Below are 17,424 nucleotides of genomic sequence, written 5' to 3'. Positions count from 1 at the left end.
CAGAACCCGCGGCGCGGAACGCCGCGTGCGGAACTGTTTCACATGAAGAGACGGGTTCGCTCGCTTGCATGCGAGGCGCCCAGAGGAGCCATGATCTCGCTGAGCCGTTCGATGCTGGCTCGTGGCAAACCGAAGCCTGTCCAACCATAACCGCTATGACGGAAGAACACGACGAGTCCATCCAGCAGTGGGTTTTGAACTGTTTGCCAACGTGGCGCGGTTTCTATTACGTATTGATGTGAAAGGGCCGGTGTGTCGGAGGTCTCAGGCCCGACGTCGGAGCGCACCGTGCTTAGGTACTCGATCAGTTGATCGAGCTGCGATGCGTCGAGTTGTGCACGATCATTTCCAAGCTTGAGCAGCAGAGATTGCTCGCCATACTCGTTAATAATCTCCATGTCGATATCGGACAGCATTGTGTTCTCCAGATAGTGGGGCGCTTGAGATAGGGTCCTGGTCAGTTCGCCGACATTGGTATAGGTACCGGTGTGGCAATGAAATTAGCAAACTGATCGAGAAGCACCGGCACCTGGGCATGTGGAATGAAGAAGCCCGTCCAGCCGTAGCCAGTGTGCCGCAACAATACGACGAGTCCATCTCCGTTGGGGTGTGGCTCCGCATGCCAGCTCGGGTTGATCTCGATCACATAATGATGCGTTGGAGACATCTGAGTCGCGATGCCAGGACGCATCGCGGCGCGGAAGAAGCCGAGACGTTCGATCAACCGTTCAGTCTCATGGCCGTCCATGTGTAATTGACGTGTGCCGACCGTAATCGATAACACATTTTGTCCATTGTTTCCGAACATTTCGATTTTTAGCCCGTGATGCATAAGATTGCCTCCAGCCAAAGACGGTTGATGGTACGACACGGAAGTTACGTACCATCGCAGCGTGATGCAACGCCAAACGGATGAAAGAGTTTTTAGGTTCGGCGGCGCGTGATCCAAGGCACAATCTGTATCCTCGACTGCACTCACCGGGTGACGCGACTAGAAGCGATGAATCATCGCGACGCGATAAACCATCTGATTCGGCGACGACGACGCGGCCGGGCTGGCGAGAAGCTGTGCGTTGTCGAATTCCGTACCTGTATGAGCGCTCTGAACGTGCTGATACGCGCCCTGAAGATAAAGCGACGTCCGCGCGCTGAGATCATAGTCAAGCATCAGTGATACCTGGTGCCATCGCGGGCTGTAGTCGCCTGCCGTCGAGTCTAGCTTTCCGAGCGTATATGCATAGGCGGCACCGATCCACAGATCCGGCTGGAAGTAATACTGACCATTGAGCTGGAAGTTGTCGAATTTCCATGACGACCACGTGCCGCCCTGGGGCTGAATGGTGCCAGTCAGAAAGGCATTAGCGGTCGGTGCGTCAATCTGGGTATGGGAGTAATCGAACGCGAGGAAAAACTTGTTCCACTTGTAGCCGACAGCGGCATCGATATTCTGTTGGGACGAACCGCTGAACACCGCGTCGTTGGTGACGGCGCCTGACGTACCCGCGCCGGGGTTGTCGATCTTCATATAGGCCAGCGCCGCCGTAAGTCCGCCATTCTGATACTGGCCAGCAACACTGTACAAGCGGTTTTCAGCAAAGCCGCCAGCGGTGTTGCTGAAGCCGTACATGGCTTCGCCCGTGAGCCCTGCAATAGTGGGAGAGACATACTTGACCGAATTGTTGACGCGAAAATCCCAGTCGGAGTTGTCATTGTCAAACGGGGTGGCGCCAAGGTCACCCTCCCAATTGCCGGCTGCCGTCAGCGCGCTGAAGAAGTCGACGGTTGGATCATACTGGCGGCCCAGCGTCAGCGTGCCATAGGTTTCCGAGGCGAGGCCAGCATAGGCCTGTCTGCCAAAGAGGCGCTGCCCTTGACCCAGTTGCCCGGTGCTTGCATCGAAGCCTCCTTCGAGTCCGAACACAGCCTTGTTACCCGCGCCGAGGTCTTCCACGCCCTTAAGACCCCACCGGCTGCCTACGACGTCACCGCTCTTGATCTGATACGCGGAGCCATGCCCTGCGTTATTTGTGAAGTTCAGACCCTCGTCAATCAGGCCATACATCGTCACGCTACTTTGCGCGCAGGCGCTCCCAGCCCACATCAGCAGTGCAGGAATCAGCAGCCGCATTTTCGTATTCATTCCCGTCGTTCCTTGGTCACTAATCGTTCAGGTTGAGTGGAAAGACTGCGCACCCGCTATGTGGCGGCCGCGCAGATGCACTTGATTGAGCGCGTTGTGAGTCTAGGGAGCCAGTTTTTAAGGCGGGAAAGAAACACTGAAATTCTGAATTGCAGCGAAGCGGATTGTGGCGACTATTTGGCGAGCATCGGAGCGAAATCCGAGAGCAGCGCTGGCCAATAAATTCGGAATACGGAGCGAGTCCTAACCTAAAGAATAATTCATCTAACTGCTTTCGGTCGGATCGGGACTTTTCTGTATGCTCTCTTTTAGAGTGTGTCGAAATGAACGGATGAACGCGAGATCGCGGTTCCTGCCGCAAACTCAGAGGTGACGCATGACTACATGGAAAATTAAAAGGAAACTGCTCGCGAGAACCACAATTCGGCTCGTGTTTCTTTTGGTAGCGATCGCCCCGGTCGGCGCGCAAGCAAAGATTGACCAGAACGCAGACTACCATCACGCAGGACTCCGTTCGTCGCCTTCGCGTCTGGCGTATGCGGATCGCCGTACCGTCTCGAATTCCCGATTTGTGAGCGCAGGACCGAATCGAAGAACGGGCATGCAGGATTTCGGTTCAAGCAGGGTCGTGAAGGGGGGGAAGGAATAACATCCACATGCCTTTTTGCAAGCGGCGCAATTCACGCAGGTGGTGAATAGTGATAGCCAGATGGGAGTGCCTCATGGTTTGGCTGGAACATCGTTCACGCCTTTCGCCCGGACATCGTTCCGGGTTCTTTTCTGTCCAGTGCGCCAGTTGAGGGCGTCGCTGATGTCAGCCCGACCGTCCGTCGAGCCTGCTGCGGATCTGCTCGCGGGGTTGTCACCCGCTTTCATTTGATCCCTCACGATTTCGGCTACATCCATAGTTAGCGCGCTAGCTACGCGGGACGCAACTTCAACGCGTCGCTTGAAGCGTCGCATAAAAATATAGGATTCCTTCAAGACATGTCAAAGCCAGATTCAGATGTCCGCTGTCCAGCCAAGTTCAGATGTCCGCTTTTGCGGGGTTAGAAATCCACTGGGCTGCCTGCAGGTCTTCCGGGCAGTGCGGGTGGTTGTACCATGACGGCGGCTGTATCGTGCTTTCCTCACTGCGGCCGGTTCGCTGCGGTGGTCGGACATGGTGGGCGGTGACGGACGCACGAGTGTGGCCAGGCGCGACATTCCGTCGGAATGAGATGCTCACCACGCTGTGGCGCGCAGCTGTTTCCGGTTGGCTTACCAGACACACGGCGAAGCGCTTGCCGGTTCCCGGTCGATTATTGATTCCAAATCAAGAGTGTTTTGATTGCACGAGGCTATGAAACAAGTTTTCCATGCGACAGGATGTCAAGCCCAGCTGCCTTTTGATTCTCTAAGACATGGAACGAATCACCAACCCTCTGGCCGCGCAAGACGAAAGTTGCGGATCGATGAGCGAAGCGGAAGACAGCCGCTTGGCTAGGGAGCTTGATGCTGTTGAAGCGGCCAAGGACCTGATGCTTGCGACACTGTGTATTGGTACGTCGATAGAAGCTGTAGCAGCTTCTATTCGGATGTCAAAGGGGCACTTCCTGCGCGTGTTCAAACGCACCACAGGAACGACACCCCACAGTTGGCGCCTTGGAGCAAAGGTGCGCAGTTCACAACGGGATCTGCAAAAAGGCGATTTAAGCCTGACCGTAATCGCGCACAAATACGGATTCGCTGACTATGCACATTACAGTCGGGTTTTTAAGCAAGTCATCGGCACATCCCCAAGTGTCTGGCAGGCAATGGCGACCCACGACGCCGGGCGATGAACGGCGGACGCTCGCTCGTGGGCGAGCGACTCGACGAGGCTTGGGGCTCCGTCGACTTACAACTGACCGTAACGATTTCTTTCAAATCCGGCGAGCCAAGGGGGCTGCGGCCGGAGCGCCATACGCATGTGGTCGACGCGAGCTCCGTCGGGGCCGCGTAAGCTATTTGGATTATGGCACGTGGCTCTTGCGCTTTCTGCCCAGCAGAAATGGCGGCACCCGGAACAACCTCGCGCTCAGTCAGCCAAAAAAGAAAAGCCCGCGCTATAGCGGGCCGAATCCATATCAGGAGGAGACATGGAGGAGACGGGGTAAGGATAAACCCGTATCGTAAAAACGCAAGTCTACCGAGGAACTTAAAAGCCTGTCCCAGCGGCCGTCCGCTTGTTGTCATGCGCTCGCCCTGGAAGCATTTGCCGTACGTCATCCCGTAAAACGATGTGATGAAAAAGCGCGGCCGCGGCATGGACAGCCGCGACGGCAATGGTGGTCCAGCCTACAAGATCTAAGTTTCGCCGATGGCGTGTTGCCTTGTCCGCCGCCCCGAATGGAGGCGGTATCGGAAGGCCGAACAAGCTCATCGCCTCGCTCCCAATCACCGCAGCGCGAAGCCGAGCACCGTCTCACCGACAAGCAGCACATATCGGCTCTGGAATGGGGCGGGTACCCTGATCGCCGGCACTGTCAAGTTGAGGTGCGTAGGCTACGTGTCTGTATACCGCGTAGGTATCCTTATCAGCTAACTCGTTCGACTGCGGTTGCGGTAGCCCATTTATGCCATGTGGCGAGGCGTTCTTTTAGTATGGCGCGATGACATGCCGCGTTCATCTGATGTCTGGGCAACGCGAAGTGCTGCCGGATCGGGCCGAAGCATGAGAGAAACGCCTGCGTGCGACGCGCGTCACGAAAGCCGCACATCTGGCGTTCGCGCCTGCGGATTGGCTGGTGGCTGTTCTCGGCGCGGTTGTTCACGCGAGCAGCCGCTTTGACGAAGACGTGCTTTACCTGAGCGAGTTCAGGAATGTCAGCCTTCGCCGCCGGATAACTGCGCAGTTGATCGGTAACGATCTTGCGCGGCACCGGGTTTGATCGCAGCACCCGCCTGAAGAAGCGCTTCGCGGCGGCCTTATCACGGCGCTTTTGTACCAGCACGTCGAGCTCGGCACCATGCTCGTTGACCGCACGCCACAACAGATACGGCTCGCCTCGCAGTGTCACGAACATCTCGTCAAGGTGCCAGGTGCTGCCCGACTTCCGCCGCACCAACTTCGCCCACCGGGCGAATCCCGCGCCGAACTTGTCGCACCAGCAGCGGACCGTCTCGTACGTGACCACGACGCCACGGTCAAGCAACAACTCCTCAATGTCGCGCAGGGTCAGGTTGAACCGGAAATACCAGCGAACGGCGCAACTGATGACAACAGCAGGGAAGCGGTGGCCGTGATAAAGCGATTTCGTCTTGTTCATCGCTTCATTCTACCGTTGTCTGTCCACCAACCTGACACCGCCTTGCGTCGAGCGCACCATTCACCATGCCGCGTACCACCGGCTCCACTTTCTTCGCGACCTCGGGCAGATAGTCGAACGGCGCGTTCTCGCTCATGTAGGTGGACTGGCACATCTCCAGTTGCACCGCATGCACGCCGTCATGCGGCGCGCCGGCGTGCCGTGTGATAAAGCCGCCCTTGAAGCGGCCGTTCGCAATCCACGTGAACGGACTCGCCGCGGCGACGCGCTGCACCGCTTCCTGCACTGAAGGCGCGGCGCTGCGGCCATCTTGGGTGCCGATGTTCAGGTCCGGCAGCTTGCCTTCGAATAACCGTGGCAGCACGCTCGCGATCGAGTGCGCTTCCCACAGTAGCACGTTGAGATGCTGGCGGCGCAAGCGCGTCAGTTCTTCATGCAGGGCGTCGTGATACGGCTGCCAGTAAGTGGCCACGCGGCGATTGCGTTCGGCCGCGTCCGGCGCGCAGCCGTCGCGATACAGCGGCTCGCCGCGAAAGGTCTCGGTCGGGCACAGCGACGTGGTGGTCTGCCCCGGATATAGGCTCTCGTCGTTCGACGGCCGGTTCAGGTCGATCACGTAACGTGACACGCGCGCACCTAGAATCGTTGCGCCGAGCGCGCGGGCGAATCCGTAGAGGCGGTCCAGATGCCAGTCAGTGTCAGCTGACGTTCAGCGCGATATCGGTGTACCGGTCGCGCAGCGCAACCGGGATGTGCGTGCCTAGATGGGGAATGGAAATCATCAGCGGCGCATCGCCGCGGTCGAGTGAGAAGAGATCGTTCATGGAGCCTGGGATCGGTTGACGGTTGCGCTCAGGCGTCGGCGAGAAGCTGCGCCAACGCCCGACGATAGTCCGCGTAAAGCCTGGCTTCGTCGCGATGACGGCGCTCGTGGATCACGCGCTCGCCGTTGACGAAGACGTCGCGCACCGGTGTTTCGCCGTGCTCGCAAAAGACGGCGGACGACAGCCACGTCGCGCCGGTCTGCTCGGCGAGATCGGGATGGTCGGGATCGAGCACGATCCAGTCCGCTTGCGCGCCCTGCTTGAGGGCGCCGGCCGCGCGGCCGGTCGCACGTGCGCCGCCCGCAAGCGCGCCCTGGAACAGGCGGTCGGCGACATGCGATGCCTGCGGCGAGGCCAGCACGTTGCGCTGACGCCGCGCGAGCCGCTGGCCATATTCGAGCAGGCGCAGTTCCGCGCGCCAGTCCACGCCGATATGGCTATCCGAGCCGACGCCGAATGCGCCTCCTGCATCGAGGTAGTCGCTTGCGGGGAACAGGCCGTCGCCGAGATTCGCTTCAGTGGTGAGGCACAGGCCCGCTATCGCGCCGCTCTTCGCGAGTGCAAGCGTTTCGCGTTCGTCGACGTGCGTCGCATGCACGAGGCACCAACGCGCGTCGACGTCGAAACGCTCGAGCAGCCATTGCACGGGCCGTGCGCCGAGCGCTGCGACGCAGGCATCTACTTCCGCGGTCTGCTCCGCAATGTGGATATGCACCGGTGCGCCGGGCGACATCGCGTCGAGTCCTTCGAGCGCGGCGCGCAATGAATCCTCCGATACAGCGCGCAGCGAGTGCGGCGCGATTCCGTAACGCAGCGCGCCGTGTTCCGGACGCGCGGCGCGCAGCGCGCCGAGAAGCTCCAGAAAGGCGTCGGTCGCGTTGATGAAGCGGCGCTGGTCGGCGCGCGGCGGTTGCGCGCCGAAGCCGCTGTACTGATAGAGCACCGGCAGCATCGTCATGCCGATGCCGGTCTCGACCGCGGCATCCACGACGCGCTGCGCGAGTTCGGCCGGATGCGAGTGACGGCCGCCGTCCTGCGCGTGGTGCACGTAGTGGAACTCACAGACGGACGTATAGCCCGCCTTGAGCATCTCGACATACAGCCAGCGCGCTATCGCACCGAGCATCTCGGGCGTGATGCGTGCGGCGAAGCGGTACATCAGGTCGCGCCAGCTCCAGAAGCTGTCCGTGGGATTGGCGCGGTATTCCGTGAGGCCGGCCATGGCGCGCTGAAACGCGTGCGAATGCAGGTTCGGCATGCCCGGAATGACCGGCCCCGCTGCGACCCCGGCATCCGTCGGCGCGATGGTTGTGTCGGGCGTAACGGCGACGAGCGTACCCGCGTCGTTCCACTCGATCAGAACGTTGGTGCGCCAGCCGTCAGGCAGCAGCGCATGGGCTGCGAAGAGCGATTTCGGTGATAAATTCAAGAGTCGGCATCCGTATTCAGCGACGTGCACACCAGCACGCCATCTCCTTCTATGGCGATCTCGACGGGATTCGCCCGGTCGATGCGCAGCGTGTCGAGTGGCGTCAGCGCGATGCACGCCGGCCCGGCCCGCACCTCGCTCGATCCCTGCGCGCAAAGCAGCAACGCCGTGTCCGCGGCGAAGGTCCGGCGCCCCGGCGCGCGCACGATGTCGACTGAGGCGCGCGCCGCGCCGCGGTACGTCATCAGGTTGAACACCCGCACCGTGCCGTTTGCGAGGTGCGCCGTCACTGGCGCCTCGCCGGTGAAGTGCGCAACGTCAAACGCACCCAGGACGCCTGCGCCACCGAGCGTCATCCCTGCGCCGTCGAGAACCATCAACAGGCGGTCGATGCCGTCGAAACGCGAGAACGGCCCGTCGCGATCGATATCGGCAATGCTCACGCGCCACGCGTGCGCACAGGACGCGACGTCGCGCGTGATGCCGCCGCCGTTTTTCCACGGCGACGCCACGAGCGCGGCGCCGCGTATCAAGGTCGGGTTCACGCGCGCGACAGCACGGCCTGCAGGAACGAGCGGGTGCGGGGTTGCGTGGGCGTCGAGAAAATCTGCGCGGGCGGCCCCGCTTCAACGATCTCGCCGCCATCCATCACGACCACGACATCGGCCACTTCCTTCGCGAAGCCCATCTCGTGCGTAACAACGAGCATGGTCATGCCTTCGGAGGCGAGCAGCTTCATCACCTGCAGCACTTCGCCCACAAGTTCGGGGTCGAGCGCGGAAGTCGGTTCGTCGAAGAGCATGACGCGCGGCTGCATCGCCAAAGCCCGCGCGATGGCGACGCGCTGCTTCTGGCCGCCCGAAAGGCTCGCAGGCATCGCATCCGCCTTGTGCTCGAGACCCACCTTCTTGAGCAGGGCAAGCGCAGCGGCTTCGGCGTCGGCTTTCGAGGCGCCGCGCAGCATGCGCGGACCCACCGTGATGTTGTGCAGCACCGAGAGATGCGGGAACAGGTTGAACGACTGGAACACCATGCCCACTTCGGTGCGCAGCGCGTTGAGCGGGCGGTCCTTGAGCATCGTGCCGTGATCGACGAGCCGGTGACCGCAAATATCGATCGTGCCGCGCTCGGGCTGTTCCAGTCCATTGCAGCAACGCAGGAAGGTGCTCTTGCCGGAACCGCTCGGCCCGATCACGACCACGACCTGGCTCGGCTGGATGTCGAAGTCGATGGCGTTCAATACGCGATGTGTGCCGAACGACTTCGTGAGTTCACGAATGCTGACGATGGGTTGAACGCTGCTCATTGCACCATGCCTCCTGCGCGCAGCCGACGCTCGACGCGATGAAGAATGAAGTTGGTCGCCTGCGTGAGCACGAGATACACGAGCGCGATCACGATATACACTTCGAGCGACCGGTAGGACACGCTGATGATTTTCTGGCCTTCGTGCATGAGGTCGTCGATCGTCAGTAGCGACACCAGGGCCGAGTTCTTGATCAGCGCGATGAACTCATTGCCGAGCGGGGGGATCATGCGCACGATGGCCTGCGGCAGAATGATCGCGCGCATGGCCTGTCCCGACGACATGCCGATGGAGCGTGCCGCTTCCATTTGTCCTCGATCCACGGACTGGATCGCGCCGCGCACGATCTCCGACACGTAGGCCGCCGAATACAACCCAAGCCCGAGCATCCCGCAGACGAACGCGGGAAGCAGGATATTGAACTGCGGCAGGCCGAAGAACAGCAAGAACAGCTGCACGAGCAGCGGTGTGCCGCGGAAGAAGATCAAGTAGCCGGTGCAAAAGCCGTAAACGAGCCGCCGTTGCGGATAGAGCCGGCCGATGCCAATCAGGAGGCCGAGCAGGCACGAGAGCACGAGCGCGGCGGCGGTCACTTCAACTGTGACCAGCGCGCCGTGCGCGATGTCGGCCCAACCGGCGAACGCCGGCGTGAAGTCGAGTTGCATGAGTCGGGTCCGCCGGATTACTTGGCGTTCGCCGCAGTGCTGGTACTCGCGCCGAACCACTTCTTCACGATGGCGTCGTAAGTGCCGTCCGCCTTGATCTTCGCGAGCGCGGCGTTCATCTGGTCGCGTAGTTGCGGTTCATCCTTGCGCACCGCGATGCCGTACGCTTCGGTCGTCAACTCCTTGTCGAGCACACGGAAACCGGGGCGCGTGCGCACAAACTGATACGCGGCGGGCTTGCCAGTGACGGCGGCGTCGGCACGGCCGATACCAACGAGATCAAACATCTCCTGGTTCTTTTCCACCTCCACTCGCTGCACCTGCGGATAGTTGTCGCGCAGGAAATTGACTGACTTCGTGCCGACCTGCACGCTTACTTTCTTGCCGTTGAGATCGGCGAGGGTTTTGATCGGCGAGTCCGCCTTGACGAGCGCGGAGAGACCGCCCGCGAAGTAGGACTGTGTGAAATCGACCACTTGCGCGCGCTCAGGCGTGATGTAGATGCCCGAGATCGCCGCGTCGAACCGCCGCGCCACAAGACCCGGAATGAGCCCCTTGAAGTCGATGTCCGTCCACTGGACCTGCTTACCCATCGCCTTGGCCAGCGCGTTCATGATGTCGATGTCGAAGCCGGTGCGCTGGCCTTTGTCGACGAATTCCATCGGCGGGAAGGTTGCGTCGGTTGCAACGTTGAGCGCGTTCGAATCCTGCGCGGATGCCGTGCCGGGCGCGATCGCCGTCAGCAACGCCATGCCGAGGCTTGCAGTGGAGAGAAGGGTTTTCAGTTTCATGGTGCGGGCTCCAAAGTGTGTGGTCGTGGTTGAGTGAGGCTCAGGCAGATTGCAGTCGGGTAGAAATGCTGTTGGCCGTTCGCACGGTCCAGTCGGCGAGTTGTTGTTCGCGGCCCGCCGCGCGCAAGGACGGGGCCATCAGCGTGATCGATGCGCTCGCGCCCGCGCCGCGCGACATGCGCCGGAACACGGGCGCACTCACGCCCCAGACTCCGGGATCGACTTCGCTGTCACTTACGGCGTAACCGCGCGCGCGAATGCGCTCGAGCTCCGTTTCGAGGGCGGCCCGCGCCGCGTCGTCGCCGGCGAACTGGCGCTCCAGCGCTTCGTTGCGCGTTCTCTCCGCCATGAAGGCGAGCAGCGACTTGGCGGACGCGCCCGCGCGCAACGGCACCGCGCGGCCTTTTTCGAACGAGCAACGCAGCGAGTGCGTGCTCTCGACCATCTCGAGGCAGATCACCTGGTCGTTCACGGCGATGATGAGCCCGACGCTCTCCTGCGTCGCGCGCGAGAGCTCCGCCATGCCGTCGCGGCTCGCTTCGACCAGCATCGAATTGATGTCGAAGCCGAGTGCGAGCTGCAGGCTCACAGGACCAGGGGCATAGCAGCCCGCGTCCTCCGTCACGAAGCCCCAGCGCTTAAGCAGCGCGATCTGGCGATAGAGCGTGCTTTGCGCGAGGCCGGTCACGCCGAGCATGTCCTTCACGGACATGGCTTTGCCGTGGCTCGCGAGCGAAGCAAGTACGAGCAGCAGGCGCTCGGCGCCGATGACGCTGGATTCCTGTTTCACGTTGAGTTTTGCCCGAAGAGATGGGATTCCGATCACGCAGAATGCCACGTCGCTCCCGCTGGACAAAAATGCGATTCCCATTCAATGGGAATATCGACTTAGGGTTTACACTATCCCATACCTAAAACCATGCTCAGCCGCAGCAGTACCGCAATGCGAACGTCGCCTCGATCGCACGGCGCTAGGCACTGAAGTTAGCTCTTTTGAATTTGGACCTGCCGGCTTGAGCCACTCGCATGGCTCGTCGACTGGTCGGACGAAAGCAGCCATGGTTTCTTCCAACACATGGCCTCGTTTGACGCGTCGTTTGATCAGGGTGCGGCCACCATGACATCGCTTTCCGTGATTTTTAAATTTCGGCCCTGCGGTCGAATAACCGGTGTATTTCATTACCCGACGCCAAAATCATGATCCAGCGACCGGCGGTTCAGGGTCCAGAGTGTGTGGAAACTCCATTTCTACCGCTAAGCGGGTGATTGCCGGTCAGGTTGATCGAGGTTGATACGACGAGTTTGCACTAATCGAACATCACGAGCCCAACAAAGCCCCTCGGGGCTTTAGCTTCCGGCCATCTTCATGGCCTTCAACGTCCCCGCAATGCCAAGTATGTTCATGACCCGCTTCAGGTTGTAGGTCAACACCTGAAGGCTCATCTCCGTACTCACTCGCCTGAGCGTCCTGGTCAGGAAGTGTGCAGGACCCATCCAGTGCTTCAGCGTACCGAAGACATGCTCGACGGTACTTCGGCGGATGGTCATTGCGTCGGGTTTCCGGTCAAGCCGGCGCTGCATGGCTTCCAATGTGTTCTCGTGTTCCCAGCGTCGGATGCGGCGATAGTCGCTGGGTGAACATCGCTCCTTCATAGGACAACGCGGGCAGGCACTTGGCCAATAAACCCGCAGATTCATGTCATGCTCAACGGTCGTAAATCGATGAATGGCTCGCTCGCCCGCAGGGCATCGATACACGTCGCTTTTTGCCACGTAGACGAAGTCGGCCTTGGTGAAGAGGCCTTTCTTCCGGGATGCAGAGGTGAGTGGCTTGGGAACATACGCACTGATGTCGTTCAGATCGCATGCACGTATCTCTGGCCCGCTGAAGTAACCCGATCAGCCACCACCTTCAGCTTCGATCTGCCCATCGCGTCCTTCGCAGCTATCGCCATTCTGCTCAGTTGTCCGTGATCGTTTCCGACATTGGTTACCTCGTACTCAACAATCAGATGATGTTTCGTGTCTACGGCTGCCTGAACGTTGTAGCCCACTATGCCGGAGCCTTTTCCGCTTGTTGCCATGGAGCGTGCATCGGGATCCGTCATCGACAGCTGTTTGTCCGGTTGCTTCTCTAATTGCTTCCTGATCTGTGCGAGCTCACGCATCTGCTGACGCAAGCGGGCGATCTTCTCGTATAGGCGAACGGTCTTCACATCGAAACCTGTTGGACTGGTCCGGTCTGCGGTTGCAATCAGGTCGAGATACCGCTGCACGCTTTCTTCGATCTGCTGCTGACGCTTGTCGATCTTGCTAGCCGTGTAGTTCCTGTCGCGGCTGTTTGACGCCTTGAACTTGCTACCATCAATGGCCACCATGTCACTGGACAGCAGCTTCAACCCACGGCACAGTTCGACGAAACGCCGGCATACATTGCGAATGGCTGCGCCGCTGTTACGGCGAAAGTCGGCGATCGTCTTGAAGTCCGGAGCCAGACGTCCCGTTAGCCACATCAACTCGACGTTGCGCTGGCATTCACGCTCAAGACGCCGGCTGGAAGGTATCCGGTTCAGGTAGCCGTAGATATAGATCTTCAGCATCACACCCGGATGGTAGGACGGGCGGCCCGTCATCGCCGGCGTGGTACCGTCGAAACCGAGTTCTGCAAGATCCAGTTCGTCGACGAAGGCGTCTATGACCCTGACCGGGTTGTCCTGTCCGATGTAGTCATCGACGCATTCTGGAAGTAGTGCGACCTGCTTGCGGTCATCGCCTTCAACGAATCGCTTCATGAGTCACCCGGGCTCAATGCGTTGATTCAGTTTAGGCGATCAATGCGTTTTCACACACTCTGGGTCGTCCACGGCCGCCACCTCGGACGGCAGTCGGCCACGAGCCGTCACTCGGTGTAGGGGGAAATACGACGTTCAAGCGTCCGTTACGCCGCGGCAAGCGGCCGTTCTGTCATCGAGGTCGGCCATCAATGCGGCGGAGCGCTTTGCGCCTCCACCAAGGCGATTATGGGTTTATAGCTATCCGCACGTCGTCGCCACCTGCGGGCGTGCAGAATTGCCCCAGAGCTAGAGGTAAACACCGCCAGAAGCAATGCTGCGAATTGCGGCGAGCAGGTGACATCTATCTACCCAAAGCAGGGCGCTGTTCGAAGTGATCAAACATTTTCACCGGATTTTGTGCGTCGGATTCGCATAGTCATCACCGGGAAGATGAGCACTCGTTTTAGCTGACGAGTCCCCTCTCTCGAATCCAGTTGAGCACGATTTTAGCGATAGCATCACTGTTATCGTCAGCCATCAGTGCGTGGCTGTTGCCGACGATCCCACATGCGGGCAGATCCACCCATTGAGTGTCTGTGCCCGCGGCGGTCAGCGCTTCGTACCAGCGCCGCACGTTGGGGATGGAATTGATCCAGAAAGAGTGCTGACCGAGATAGTCGCCCCAAATGAACAAATGAGGTACGTGGCGTAATGGCGCGGGATCGTATTGATCAGGATCGGGTGCACCCGACGGCTCTAACGAAATGACCGCTCTGATGCGATCGGGCGCGCGCAAGCTCGCTTTAAATCCGAAATTGCCGCCCTGACTGTGTGTCAGAATGATGCTGCTATCCAGACGGGCAACGAGCGCGTCATACGCATGCTGGGTGAGCACGTCATTGCTACCCCAGCGAGGTACAAATTGATTCATGAACGCTTCCATATGAGCGACGGGAAAGCGGAGTCCTTCGTGAGAATGACGCTGCGCAGGATCGACACTCCAGGAGCCTGCCGGTCCGAAGCGGAACGTTTCCTCCCAGGCTTCACGGGCCGTACGAAAATACGGTGCGTCGGGATAGACCTCGGGATACGGAGCCCACGAAGCGCGACCCCGTTCGACCGCGTCGGAAACGAATACATCGAAGCCTGCCTTGAGGAAGTACATTTGCCATCCAGCACGCCCGTCTGGCGTCGTTTCCCAGTTGACACCAGTCATTCCGCCCCCATGCCATAGCAAAAGAGGGTGTTCGCTGCGCGGGGATGCCAGCTTCACATATTGCACGTACATCTGACCAACAATCATTTCCCCGTTGGGATCGATAGGATGAACCGCGCCGCGTGCGGTACTTACCCGCATCCGCGGAGCCATACCCGATAGCGAGACTATATTGCCGCCTACGTGAAAGCTGCCGATTTCATGCACCTGCAGCGGCGCGTGATCCACTGAAGCCATGCCGGTATTACCTGCATTTGTGTTCATAAGGATATTCCCCGCACACCAGAATGTGCTGCCCGCAAACCGCGCTATCGACAGATTGCTAACCTGGTATTAACCGGAATTACCCGAGTAAACCAGCGAAATTACGTTGAGCTTGCTCGCGCCGTCGTTATGCCCGCTTATATGCCCAGGTGAAATCCGGTGATTCCGCGTCCTTCGGCATTTTGTCAACTGTGATGTTTCAACGCATTATAAATCGTGCCCCGTTGACAAGCTAAACAGCGGGGCCGGTGTGACCAGCTCGAGCGTCGCTGCAAGTGTCCGACCTGCATGAAGGCTCGCCACTTTGACGATCGAACCACCAGCATCTCGGCGTGAGTCTGGCCGACGGAATCCAGATCAGGACGAGATTGGGTGAGTACCGTGATCCATGACCATACGCGCTGTCGACACGCCTGGCTTGAAGTTGTTCCGCATCAGTTCGCCCTTTGCCTGTTCGTCGTGTTTGCGCCGGTTGTCCCGCTTACGACGCACCACACGCGGCTTTCCGAAATTTCCTCTTTTTCGCTCACGTAAGCCCGTTGACGCGAGCAGAGTCGATCGCGAGGGCGCCAACTGCCTGGAAGCGTTCACCTTGCACTCTCAACGCTCATCCGCGACAAGCGTCACACCCAGATCCACCAGCTCTTCTCGCAGCGGAGGCGGCGATCGGTGAAGCTCAACCGGCCCGATGTTTTGACGCACCGCGGCGATAACGATTTCCAATGCCGCCTTGACGGCGACTCGCTCATCAGCCGTGAGATGGGCGCGGGCCGTGGCAACGTTGGCAGCGTCGTCTGACGCTTCAATCGACCAGAACACAGCTAGTACCTTATAGCCCAATCTTTGCGTGGCGACGACCGCTGGCCACAGACGCTCAGCTGCCTCGCGATAACGTCGAATGCCGCCCGTCTCGGTCTCATAAGAGCTCAACAGTGCGAAGAGGGAGTTCTGAAGATTGCGCCGAATGCGCAGCGCTGCATCAGTGTTCGCGCCGCCGGGAGCAGCGTGGTCGAGTGCGGACTGCACTGCAGTCAAGGTCTGGACCATCCGCTCGCGCAGGGAGGCAGGCGAGCCGCGGGGGCCGAGCAAAGCATAAACGAGCAGTGCCATCACACAGCCGATGCTGGTGTCAACACCACGTGCCCAGAGCAGGGCGCCGGGGTCGGATAGGAACCGGCCGCCGGAAGCGACAACGAGTGCGCTCGACGTGATGAAAACGACAGCCAGAGCGTAATTGCGGGTGATCAGCATCTCGATCACAAGCTGCAGGCCCATCAAGGTTGCGATGAGCCACGGACCCGTGGGTTGCACGGTGAGTATTGCGCCAGCGAGAACCAGCCCGACGAATGTGCCGATGGCCCGCTCCAGTCCACGCTGCGCGGTTCGCACCCAGTCGAGGCCCTGGTACAGCATGAGCACTGCCGTTGCAATTGCCCAATACGCTCGTTCCAGGCCCAAGGTAACGCTGACTAGGCCCGTCGCGACGACCGCGAATCCCACGCGTGCCGTGACCATCGATGCCGGCGAACGCACCCAAAGATTGTCCCGCAACAATTGCCAGATGGGCGGTCGTCCGAGCGGCACGGGCGAAATGTTTGTGGGCGGAACCTGACCTGCACGGAGAACGGTCGCCTGGATGCCGATGTCACGGGCGCGTTCGCTCAGGGTGGCCAGTTTGCCCGCAGTCGATTCGTCGGCATCGACGCAAGCGGCAAAAATCAGATGTAGTTCCCGGTTGAGCGCACGTAACAATGCGAGGGCGTTATCGGTGTGTTGCGACGCGGGCTGAAACGTGACGAGTGTGGTCCAGGCGTGATGAAGTGCTAGCGCCGCTTCGTGGCGCGAGGAATCTTGTGCCTGTGTGCCCATCGTCTGCGCGAATTGAGCCACCGCGTCCGCCGCGGCGGCGACCGCCGCCTTTTCCGGGCCTCGCGGTGCAAAAAGCGCCCCACACATGTGCACGACCCACGACACCATGCCGCCGCCCAGCACGAGCCAGCCGATACGATCGACAGAGACTGGCATGGAGGTGCCGGCGGCACAGACAAGCGCGAACATGTAGGCGCCCGGCGGTCCGATCCGGAGTGAATGACAGATGAAGGTCGCCGCCATCGCGATCACGACGATGAGGGGCACAGCCGCAGTGGGCCACTGCTGCACCCACACGCCGAGTGCGACGATGGCGCTGAACGACAGAGCGATGCCCGCGAGAAGCCGCGCGCGATTCAGGTATGGCCGGTCTGTAGCATACATCGACGTAAATGCGCCGATCGTTGCAGTCAACCCGGCCGCTACGTCGCCAGCCGCCCATCCCATGGCGACCGGCAACCCGACGCTGAGCGCGGCGCGGCAGCCGAAGGGCCATCGCGCCCCCGACTTCCGCAAACGGAAAAGGATGCCCATACCGAATGAGGGCGCGGGGGGCGCAGGTGCATTCGATATCGAATTGGGCGGCCGATTCATGCACACACACCTGCAAACGCGCACACTCCCGGGTTTGGACCTGGTTCCAGCAATAGTGCGGGGCGGACGGGCGTTGTGCGGATATCACATGGAGCATGGCCCGGCAGCGCCCCGTAGACTACGCGTTCGCCCAATCTGGCGGAGCGGTTTTGAGGAAGTCTGGGCGTTGGGCGGCATGTCGCACTGGTGAACGCGCATACAACGAGCGGGACTATCTGATGCATCGCGGTACTCACTGACCTGATGTGTGGATTGCGCCATG

At 60.3% G+C, this 17,424-nt stretch carries 13 protein-coding genes and 2 pseudogenes; 1 reads left to right on the top strand and 14 read right to left on the bottom strand.

Going from position 1 to position 17,424, the window contains the following annotated elements; translation table 11 throughout:
* Positions 1 to 38: 38 nt before the first annotated feature.
* The 3 genes from C2L66_RS24635 to C2L66_RS24625 form a co-directional block, all read right to left on the bottom strand.
* Positions 39 to 416: a hypothetical protein gene (locus C2L66_RS24635; protein WP_060605976.1), complete on the bottom strand. Its 378-nt coding sequence runs from the start codon at positions 414 to 416 to the stop codon at positions 39 to 41.
* 41 nt (positions 417 to 457) lie between these two features.
* Positions 458 to 832: a hypothetical protein gene (locus C2L66_RS24630; protein ID WP_103323719.1), complete on the bottom strand. Its 375-nt coding sequence runs from the start codon at positions 830 to 832 to the stop codon at positions 458 to 460.
* 159 nt (positions 833 to 991) lie between these two features.
* Positions 992 to 2,140, bottom strand: a complete 1,149-nt coding sequence (locus C2L66_RS24625; protein WP_054930587.1) for a porin — start codon at positions 2,138 to 2,140, stop codon at positions 992 to 994.
* A gap of 1,403 nt (positions 2,141 to 3,543) precedes the next feature.
* Here C2L66_RS24625 and C2L66_RS24620 point away from each other — a divergent pair.
* Positions 3,544 to 3,963, top strand: coding sequence for a helix-turn-helix domain-containing protein (locus tag C2L66_RS24620; RefSeq protein ID WP_060605984.1), 420 nt, complete (start codon positions 3,544 to 3,546; stop codon positions 3,961 to 3,963).
* A gap of 735 nt (positions 3,964 to 4,698) precedes the next feature.
* On the opposite strand, the gene C2L66_RS24615 is transcribed toward C2L66_RS24620, so the two are convergent.
* From C2L66_RS24615 to C2L66_RS24565, 11 genes and pseudogenes are all read right to left on the bottom strand, one after another.
* Positions 4,699 to 5,430 (bottom strand): IS6 family transposase, encoded by a 732-nt coding sequence (locus tag C2L66_RS24615; protein ID WP_060605987.1) that lies wholly within the window; start codon positions 5,428 to 5,430, stop codon positions 4,699 to 4,701.
* A gap of 4 nt (positions 5,431 to 5,434) precedes the next feature.
* Positions 5,435 to 6,254, bottom strand: a pseudogene (gene hutG, locus C2L66_RS24610) (N-formylglutamate deformylase).
* Positions 6,255 to 6,282: 28 nt separating this feature from the next.
* Positions 6,283 to 7,683: a formimidoylglutamate deiminase gene (locus tag C2L66_RS24605; RefSeq protein ID WP_060605990.1), complete on the bottom strand. Its 1,401-nt coding sequence runs from the start codon at positions 7,681 to 7,683 to the stop codon at positions 6,283 to 6,285.
* On the bottom strand, positions 7,680 to 8,228 hold the full coding sequence (locus C2L66_RS24600; protein ID WP_054930583.1) for a HutD/Ves family protein: 549 nt from the start codon (positions 8,226 to 8,228) through the stop codon (positions 7,680 to 7,682). Before C2L66_RS24600 ends, C2L66_RS24605 begins: the two co-directional genes overlap by 4 nt.
* Complete coding sequence (locus C2L66_RS24595; protein ID WP_054930582.1) at positions 8,225 to 8,989, bottom strand: amino acid ABC transporter ATP-binding protein; 765 nt, start codon at positions 8,987 to 8,989, stop codon at positions 8,225 to 8,227. Before C2L66_RS24595 ends, C2L66_RS24600 begins: the two co-directional genes overlap by 4 nt.
* Positions 8,986 to 9,654, bottom strand: a complete 669-nt coding sequence (locus C2L66_RS24590; protein WP_017774876.1) for an amino acid ABC transporter permease — start codon at positions 9,652 to 9,654, stop codon at positions 8,986 to 8,988. The genes C2L66_RS24595 and C2L66_RS24590 overlap by 4 nt, the downstream gene beginning before the upstream one ends.
* Positions 9,655 to 9,671: 17 nt before the next feature.
* Positions 9,672 to 10,445 carry a transporter substrate-binding domain-containing protein gene (locus C2L66_RS24585; RefSeq protein ID WP_054930581.1) on the bottom strand — a complete coding sequence of 258 codons (774 nt, stop codon included), beginning with the start codon at positions 10,443 to 10,445 and terminating at the stop codon, positions 9,672 to 9,674.
* A gap of 40 nt (positions 10,446 to 10,485) precedes the next feature.
* Positions 10,486 to 11,235 (bottom strand): IclR family transcriptional regulator, encoded by a 750-nt coding sequence (locus tag C2L66_RS24580; RefSeq protein ID WP_054930615.1) that lies wholly within the window; start codon positions 11,233 to 11,235, stop codon positions 10,486 to 10,488.
* 557 nt (positions 11,236 to 11,792) lie between these two features.
* Positions 11,793 to 13,237, bottom strand: a pseudogene (locus C2L66_RS24575) (IS1182 family transposase).
* A 445-nt stretch (positions 13,238 to 13,682) separates the two neighbouring features.
* Complete coding sequence (locus C2L66_RS24570; protein ID WP_060605993.1) at positions 13,683 to 14,699, bottom strand: alpha/beta hydrolase family protein; 1,017 nt, start codon at positions 14,697 to 14,699, stop codon at positions 13,683 to 13,685.
* A 600-nt stretch (positions 14,700 to 15,299) separates the two neighbouring features.
* On the bottom strand, positions 15,300 to 17,102 hold the full coding sequence (locus C2L66_RS24565; RefSeq protein WP_060605995.1) for an FUSC family protein: 1,803 nt from the start codon (positions 17,100 to 17,102) through the stop codon (positions 15,300 to 15,302).
* Positions 17,103 to 17,424 lie beyond the last annotated feature (322 nt).

The organism is Paraburkholderia caribensis (assembly GCF_002902945.1).
Taxonomy (GTDB): domain Bacteria; phylum Pseudomonadota; class Gammaproteobacteria; order Burkholderiales; family Burkholderiaceae; genus Paraburkholderia; species Paraburkholderia caribensis.
The sequence above is the reverse complement of the archived record's forward strand: the minus strand, read 5'-3'. Positions and strand labels throughout refer to the sequence as shown.

Excerpts from the sequence above, each read along its gene's own strand:
- C2L66_RS24590 (WP_017774876.1), bottom strand. The coding sequence starts at position 9,654 with ATGCAACTCGACTTCACGCCGGCGTTCGCCGGTTGGGCCGACATCGCG.
- C2L66_RS24625 (WP_054930587.1), bottom strand. The coding sequence starts at position 2,140 with ATGAATACGAAAATGCGGCTGCTGATTCCTGCACTGCTGATGTGGGCT.
- C2L66_RS24585 (WP_054930581.1), bottom strand. The coding sequence starts at position 10,445 with ATGAAACTGAAAACCCTTCTCTCCACTGCAAGCCTCGGCATGGCGTTG.
- C2L66_RS24635 (WP_060605976.1), bottom strand. The coding sequence starts at position 416 with ATGCTGTCCGATATCGACATGGAGATTATTAACGAGTATGGCGAGCAA.
- C2L66_RS24565 (WP_060605995.1), bottom strand. The coding sequence starts at position 17,102 with ATGGGCATCCTTTTCCGTTTGCGGAAGTCGGGGGCGCGATGGCCCTTC.
- C2L66_RS24595 (WP_054930582.1), bottom strand. The coding sequence starts at position 8,989 with ATGAGCAGCGTTCAACCCATCGTCAGCATTCGTGAACTCACGAAGTCG.
- C2L66_RS24630 (WP_103323719.1), bottom strand. The coding sequence starts at position 832 with ATGCATCACGGGCTAAAAATCGAAATGTTCGGAAACAATGGACAAAAT.
- C2L66_RS24615 (WP_060605987.1), bottom strand. The coding sequence starts at position 5,430 with ATGAACAAGACGAAATCGCTTTATCACGGCCACCGCTTCCCTGCTGTT.
- C2L66_RS24570 (WP_060605993.1), bottom strand. The coding sequence starts at position 14,699 with ATGAACACAAATGCAGGTAATACCGGCATGGCTTCAGTGGATCACGCG.
- C2L66_RS24620 (WP_060605984.1), top strand. The coding sequence starts at position 3,544 with ATGGAACGAATCACCAACCCTCTGGCCGCGCAAGACGAAAGTTGCGGA.